Here is a 6,453-nt window from a genome sequence, read left to right as displayed (position 1 = left end):
GCCGCAAGGGCATGTCCCCGGCCAGGGAGCTTGACCATCGCCGTCGCTCGTCCCATCCCTGGGTGATGAAAGCCCTTCCGCCGCTGAAGCCCGACTCCGACGAGATGCTGCATCTGGACGCCCTGCGCATCGTCGGGGCGTTGATGATCGTGGTCTTCCACTTCAACCGCTACATCAACCTGGATGGGCGCTGGCAGGTGGCCGACGACATGATCAAGGGCTTTTCCCTGATCGTGGACCTGTTCTTCCTGATCTCCGGCTATGTGATGGCGGCGATCTATACCGGCCGGCTGACCAGCTGGAACAAGTACGGGACCTTCATCAAGAAGCGGGTGGCCCGGCTGGGGCCGCTGCATTGGGCCACCATGCTGGTGTTCATCGGGGTCTGGGCGGCCGGGGTGATGGGCTGGGGCGGGGATGTCGATCCCAAGCGCTACGACCTGTCCTGCATCGCGCCCAACGTGCTGTTCGTCCACGCCTGGCATACCTGCCATAGCCAGACCTGGAACTTCGTCAGTTGGGCGATCAGCGCCGAGATGGGGATGTATCTGATCCTGCCGCTGCTGTTCTGGATCACGGCGCGGGGACGGATCGCCACGGCCCTGGTGGTGGTCGCCAGCTTTGTCATCCTGCTGCTGAACCCGGACGGCCCCATGCCCTTCCATCAGTGGACCTGGAACTTCGGGGTGCTGCGCGCCGTGCCGGGCTTCCTGCTGGGCATGCTGGCCTTCCAGCTGCGCGAACCGCTGGGCCGGCTGCCGTTCGCAAGGGTCTGGATGTGGGGGCTGCTGGCGGTGTTCCTGGTCGCCTCGACCTTGCGGATCGAGCGGACCCTGCTGCTGCTGATCGTCTACGCCCTGGGCCTGGCGGGGGTCGCGGCCGACGCGGCCGGCCCGCAGGGCGGGGTCAGCCGCCGCCTGGCGCCCTGGGCCCAGCTGAGCTTCAGCCTGTACCTGCTGCACCCGATCGTCCTGAAGATGGGGATCAACTGGGTGGGCGTGGCCCGCCTGCACCTGACCGGCGACGCCCTGCGGCTGTGGGTGCTGTTCTGGGTGCTGGCCCTGATCCCGCTGGCCTATCTGTCGCTGGTGCTGTTCGAGCGGCCGGCGCGGGACTGGATTTCAGGGTTGGGCGCTAAGAAACCCCTCTCTCATTGAGAGAGGGAGGGGCCCGCCGCGAAGCGGTGGGAGGGTGAGAGGTTTCACCGCTGGCCGGTTTCACGCGGCGTTGGCGGCGGACGCTGGGAATGGTGGCGAGGGTGGAAAGCGGTCATTGGCGATCTGCCCGAGATCAGAGCCGCAACGCCCATCAACAGTGCTAAAAGTGGCTATGGGGAACTCGCCGCTTGACCACCTGATCTTTTCCGCTCGGGAGTTTTTCGACGACGTAGCGGTGCCTGCGTGCGACGCAAGCCTGAAGGACCCGGGTAACCGTTCCAAAGCCTTGGCGGGGGCGGTCCTCCTTTTCCACGTGCTCGATTGGGCGATCCAAGAAAGAGTGATTACTGAGGCCGATTTCCTCGCCACATGCCCCTACGGATGGACGCTCAAAGAAATTGCGCTCGGTGCAAAGCATCGTGATGTCAGCAATCCAAGTGTCGTGAGAACGATGAGCATGACGAAATTGACGGCACGCGGTTACAGTCAGGGGGACTACGGTCAAGGCCCCATCGGACCGGCGCTACAGACGACCGCTCGCCGCCTACCCGGTGATGAGCGTGAATGGACTTACATTGGAGAGATCTTCGCTGAGGTTGATGCTTGGTGGCGTCAGCGCCTGCCGTAAGTGGATGATGGGATTGTCCGCAACGGATCGGAAGCGGCCTTCGGCGCGATCCTCCGCGCCCCGCCGGCACGCCGGCCGGCGGTGTAACCTCTCACCCTCCCATGGCTTCGCCATGGGCCCCTCCCTCTCTCTAAGAGAGAGGGATTCAGGAAAGCCCGTCCACCCAGCCCGGCAGCTCGCCGATCGACGCCAGCTCGCCATACCGCCCGTGGTCCTTGGGCGCGGTCGCCGCTTCGTGGGCCCAGACCAGCGGGTAGGGGATCAGGGCCGCCCAGGCGCCGGCCTCCAGGGCCGGGATGATGTCGGACTTCACCGAATTGCCGGCCATCACCGCCTGCTCGGGCCCGGAGCCGTGGCGGGCGAAGACCCGGCGATAGGTGTCGGCGTCCTTTTCCGACACGATCTCGACGGCGGCGAACAGGTCGCCCAGGCCCGAGGCGGCCAGCTTCTGCTCCTGGTGCAGCAGGTCGCCCTTGGTGATCAGCACCAGGCGATAGCGCTCCGACAGCGTGGCCAGGGCCTTCTCGACGCCGGGCAGGGGCTCGACCGGCTCGGTCAGCATCTCGCGGCCGGACGCCAGGATCTGGCGGATCACGCCGATGCTGACCTGGCTGTCGGTCAGCTCCATCGCGGTCTCGATCATCGACAGGGTGAAGCCCTTGGCCCCGTAGCCGTAGAGCCGCAGATTGCGCTTCTCGGTTTCGGCCAGCTCGGCTTCGATCTGGGCCTCGTCGCCATAGGGGGCCAGCAGTTCGACGAACCGCTTGTGGGTCAGGCGGAAGATGGTCTCGTTGTGCCAAAGGGTGTCGTCGGCGTCGATACCGACGGTGGTGACGGGCATGGAAAGGTCTCCGGATCGCAACCGGGTGATACGCCGCCTCGCCGCCCTAGGCAAAGACACGACGGCCGACACCCGAGGAAAGGGTCAGCCTTCCTCGTCCTGGTCGTCGGTCGTGTCGTCGTTGTCGCCGTCGGTTTGGAAGGTGCGTTCTTCGAGCTTGAGACGCTCCTCCTCGAACCGGTTGGTCAGGTGGAGCATCTGCTCGGTCAGGTTCGCCGACACGGTCGAGGCCGGTTCCTCGGCGGAATCATCAAGGGAATTGGACATTCAAGACACAGGTACAACTGGAGACGCCCCTCCAACCTGCATCCAGAACGATGTCGGCTTCCCGACGTTCCTAAGGTCAAGATAGGTTTTCCGCGCGCTGGGAGCTTTGCGCCAAAAAGATCACGGCGTTGACCGGCATGCCGCCACAAGGGCGGGAATGACGAAACGTGGGGGGCGTGGTCTGGGCCCTTACGCCCAGGACGGCGGGGGCTGCCGCGTGTCGGACGGTGGCGGGCGCAAACCGGCGCAGGCCGGGTGGGCCTTGTAGACGCGCTTCAGCGAGGCGGGGAACCTGTGCAGGGCCGCGACTGGGCGGATGGGCCTGGCCGAAAGGTCGCCGCCGCAGTTGGGGCAGACGCCGGAGAATCGCGTCTCCACGCAGTCGATGCAGAAGGTGCATTCAAAGGTGCAGATCCGCGCGTCCGGGCTGTCGGGCGGCAGATCGCGATCGCAGCACTCGCAATTGGGGCGCAGTTCGAGCATGGGCCGTCCTCCCTTGTTCTCGTGCTTATTGTGGCGCTTGGCCCTTTCAGCATAAGGGCTTTGGGCCTTGCCGCGCGAGGGGACTCGTTCACCGATCACGGGAATGTGGCGAGCCGCCTTGCCCGGCGTGATCGAAGGGGTTGACCCCCCACCCATAGACCCCTAGACACGCCGCCGTTTGCGCGGCGGGCGGGGGTTACTCCCGGCCCGCCTTTTTGCGACAATGACCGGCCTATCCTGGCCCCGCGTTTCTGGAGGCGCTTTCCGAGATGTCCCAAGACCTTCTCCCCGGCGTTACTGGAATTCTGGCCCTGGCCGACGGCACGATCCTGCAAGGCGTCGGCTGCGGCGCGGTCGGCGATGCGGTCGGCGAGGTGTGCTTCAACACCGCCATGACCGGCTACCAGGAGATCCTGACCGACCCCTCCTACATGGCCCAGATCGTCGCCTTCACCTTCCCCCACGTGGGCAATGTGGGCGCGAACGTCGAGGACCTCGAGCAGATGGCCGGCGGCGCCGAGACCGCCGCCCGCGGCGCGATCTTCCGCGATGCTCCCACGGCGCAGGCCAACTGGCGCGCCGACAGCGATTTCGACGGCTGGATGAAGCGCCGCAACATGATCGGCCTGTCGGGCGTCGACACCCGCGCCCTGACCCGCAAGATCCGCGAGACCGGCATGCCGCACGGCGTGATCGCCCACTCGCCCGAGGGCAAGTTCGACTTGGACGCCCTGGTCGCCAAGGCCAAGGCCTGGGCGGGCCTGGAAGGCCTGGACCTGGCCAAGGACGCCTCCACCACCCAGACCTTCACCTGGGATGAGGGCCTGTGGTCGTGGCCGGAAGGCTACGCCAAGCTGGACAAGCCCAAGTACGAGGTCGTGGTCCTGGACTACGGCGTCAAGCGCAACATCCTGCGCGCCCTGGCCCATGTCGGCGCCCGCGCCACGGTGGTGCCGGCCAACACCTCGGCCGAGGACATCCTGGCCCGCAATCCCGACGGCGTGCTGCTGTCCAACGGCCCGGGCGACCCGGCCGCCACGGGCGAATACGCGGTGCCCGAAATCCAGAAACTGGTCGCCAGCGGCAAGCCGGTGTTCGGCATCTGCCTGGGACACCAGATGCTGGCCCTGGCGGTGGGCGCCAAGACCGTGAAGATGGAGCAGGGACACCATGGGGCCAACCACCCCGTGAAGGACCTGACGACCGGCAAGGTCGAGATCGTCTCGATGAACCACGGCTTCACGGTCGACAGCGCTTCGCTGCCGAAAGCCGTAACCGAGACCCACGTGTCGCTGTTCGACGGCACCAACGCCGGCATCGCCCTGACCGACAAGCCGGTGTTCTCGGTGCAGCACCACCCGGAGGCTTCGCCGGGGCCGACGGACAGCCTGTACCTGTTCGAGCGGTTCGCCGGGCTGATGGATCAGGCGAAGTAGGCGGAAGCAAACCCCCTCAGTCGCTTCGCGACAGCTCCCCCGAAGGGGGGAGCATCTGCTCGACTTAGTTCCTCCCCCGTTGGGGGAGGTGGCCCGTAGGGCCGGAGGGGGCCTCGCGGGGCTAAGTCCCGAACTGCGTGACCGGGACCTTGTTGAACAGCCGCCGCTCGGCGCCGCGGGGGTCGTCTTCCTGCCGGGTGGCGTTGTCGAACACCAGGGTCTGGCGCCGGGGCAGGGTGTAGGGCTCCCATTTCGGGATCGCCGCGCAGTTCGGATTACCCGTCCGCGCGAAGGCGATGAAGGCGTCGGCCACGCGTTCGTGCATGGCCGACGCTTCCGGGCCCGCGCCGGTGATCACGCCCGGGGCGTCGAGGTTTCCGAACACCAACGGGATGTCCAGGGTGTGCGGCGCGCCCCAGATCCCGCCGTCCTTGGGCGAGCGCCAGTCCAGCTGGTAGACCCAGGCCGGCGCGCCCGCCTTGGCGCGTTCCTCGGCCTGGATGATCGCCGCCTTCCACGAGCGGCCGGCCGTCGACGCCGCGAAATAGACGTCTGACGGGGTGTAGTTCGGATAGATCTCGCGATAGGCCGCCACCACCGTGGCCGGGTCGATGTCGATGCGGGCGTTGAACTGGGCGGGCAGCTTGGCGACCACCTGCTCCCAGGTCATGGCCATAAGGCTCTTGTCGAAGCCGACGAAGCCGCGCGTCTCGTCGTGGGTGTTGCCGCACATCATCGGTACGGAGAGGCTCAGGGGCGTGGCGTCGGGGAAGAACGGGTGGCGGGTCAGGGTCCGCTCGTCCAGCACCGGACCCATATAGACCCCGCCGCTGCCGGCGATCGGGTCGACGGCCTTCAGTCCCGCCAGGAACTGGTCGGCGGGCAGGGCGCGCAAGGCGGCCAGGTCCTTGATCCCCAGCTTGTCGATGAAGCCCTTGGCGCGCTTTGTGGCGTTGAACGGGCCGGCGGCGGTGACCTGCTGGCCGCTCATGGTGGCGGCGCGGTGGAACAGGCCCTTGGCGGCCGGCATGGCCATCAGGGTGGCGATCTTGGCGCCGCCGCCCGACTGGCCGAACAGCATGACGTTGCCCGGATCCCCGCCGAACGCGGCGATGTTGTCGCGCACCCATTGCAGGGCCAGGACCAGGTCCAGCTGGCCGACATTGCCGCTGTCGGCCACCGACGGATCGTCGAACAGCCGCGACAGATACAGGTAGCCGAAGGCGTTGAGCCGGTGGTTGACCGTGACGACCACCACATCGCCGCGCTTGGCCAGCTTGGTCCCGTCGTACCAGGGGCTGGCGCCGGAGCCGGTGTTGTAGGCGCCGCCGTGGATGTAGAACATCACCGGCCGCTTCTTGCCGTCGGCGAGGCCCTTCCTGGTCAGCGGGGCGGGCGTCCAGACATTGAGGAACAGGCAGTCCTCGCTCAGCGCCTCGCCCGCCTCGCCCTTGCCCTGCGGACAGGCCGCGCCGTAGGCCAGGGCGTCGGCGACGCCGGTCCAGGGCTTGGGCGGCCGGGGCGGCATGAAGCGCAGCGGACCGGTGTCGGCGCCGTAACGCAGGCCCTTGAACACCTGGACGCCGTCGCCGACCGCGCCGCGCACCTTGCCATGGGTGGTGGCCACGACCGGGCCGGGCT

At 67.2% G+C, this 6,453-nt stretch carries 7 protein-coding genes; 3 read left to right on the top strand and 4 right to left on the bottom strand.

Annotated features, from left to right (window positions below; genetic code table 11):
* Positions 1–1,157, top strand: a 1,157-nt coding sequence (locus tag WAL33_RS16735) for an acyltransferase family protein (RefSeq protein WP_422182656.1), incomplete at its 5' end; no start/stop codon positions are given.
* 115 nt (positions 1,158–1,272) lie between these two features.
* Entirely contained in the window at positions 1,273–1,785 is a 513-nt protein-coding gene (locus WAL33_RS16730) for a hypothetical protein (protein WP_422182655.1), read from the top strand.
* Positions 1,786–1,930: 145 nt separating this feature from the next.
* Here the strand turns inward: WAL33_RS16730 and WAL33_RS16725 are convergent, their stop codons facing one another.
* The 3 genes from WAL33_RS16725 to WAL33_RS16715 all read right to left on the bottom strand — a co-directional run bounded on the left by WAL33_RS16725 (position 1,931) and on the right by WAL33_RS16715 (position 3,376).
* Positions 1,931–2,626: an HAD family hydrolase gene (locus WAL33_RS16725; RefSeq protein WP_422182654.1), complete on the bottom strand. Its 696-nt coding sequence runs from the start codon at positions 2,624–2,626 to the stop codon at positions 1,931–1,933.
* Between the two features lie 84 nt (positions 2,627–2,710).
* Positions 2,711–2,893 (bottom strand): hypothetical protein, encoded by a 183-nt coding sequence (locus tag WAL33_RS16720; protein ID WP_422182653.1) that lies wholly within the window; start codon positions 2,891–2,893, stop codon positions 2,711–2,713.
* A 189-nt stretch (positions 2,894–3,082) separates the two neighbouring features.
* The gene (locus WAL33_RS16715; protein WP_422182652.1) at positions 3,083–3,376 is read right to left on the bottom strand and encodes a DUF1272 domain-containing protein; all 294 of its coding nucleotides are present in this window, start codon (positions 3,374–3,376) and stop codon (positions 3,083–3,085) included.
* A 269-nt stretch (positions 3,377–3,645) separates the two neighbouring features.
* Between WAL33_RS16715 and carA the strand changes: the two genes are divergently transcribed.
* The gene (gene carA / locus WAL33_RS16710) at positions 3,646–4,812 is read left to right on the top strand and encodes a glutamine-hydrolyzing carbamoyl-phosphate synthase small subunit (protein ID WP_422182651.1); all 1,167 of its coding nucleotides are present in this window, start codon (positions 3,646–3,648) and stop codon (positions 4,810–4,812) included.
* Between the two features lie 121 nt (positions 4,813–4,933).
* On the opposite strand, the gene WAL33_RS16705 is transcribed toward carA, so the two are convergent.
* Positions 4,934–6,439 (bottom strand): carboxylesterase/lipase family protein, encoded by a 1,506-nt coding sequence (locus tag WAL33_RS16705; RefSeq protein WP_422182657.1) that lies wholly within the window; start codon positions 6,437–6,439, stop codon positions 4,934–4,936.
* Positions 6,440–6,453 lie beyond the last annotated feature (14 nt).

The sequence above is a fragment of the Caulobacter sp. genome (assembly GCF_049283275.1).
Lineage (GTDB): Bacteria > Pseudomonadota > Alphaproteobacteria > Caulobacterales > Caulobacteraceae > Caulobacter.
The sequence above is the reverse complement of the archived record's forward strand: the minus strand, read 5'-3'. Positions and strand labels throughout refer to the sequence as shown.

Coding starts and splice junctions, on each gene's coding strand:
- WAL33_RS16720 (WP_422182653.1), bottom strand. CDS start 2,893: ATGTCCAATTCCCTTGATGATTCCGCCGAGGAACCGGCCTCGACCGTG.
- carA (WP_422182651.1), top strand. CDS start 3,646: ATGTCCCAAGACCTTCTCCCCGGCGTTACTGGAATTCTGGCCCTGGCC.
- WAL33_RS16715 (WP_422182652.1), bottom strand. CDS start 3,376: ATGCTCGAACTGCGCCCCAATTGCGAGTGCTGCGATCGCGATCTGCCG.
- WAL33_RS16725 (WP_422182654.1), bottom strand. CDS start 2,626: ATGCCCGTCACCACCGTCGGTATCGACGCCGACGACACCCTTTGGCAC.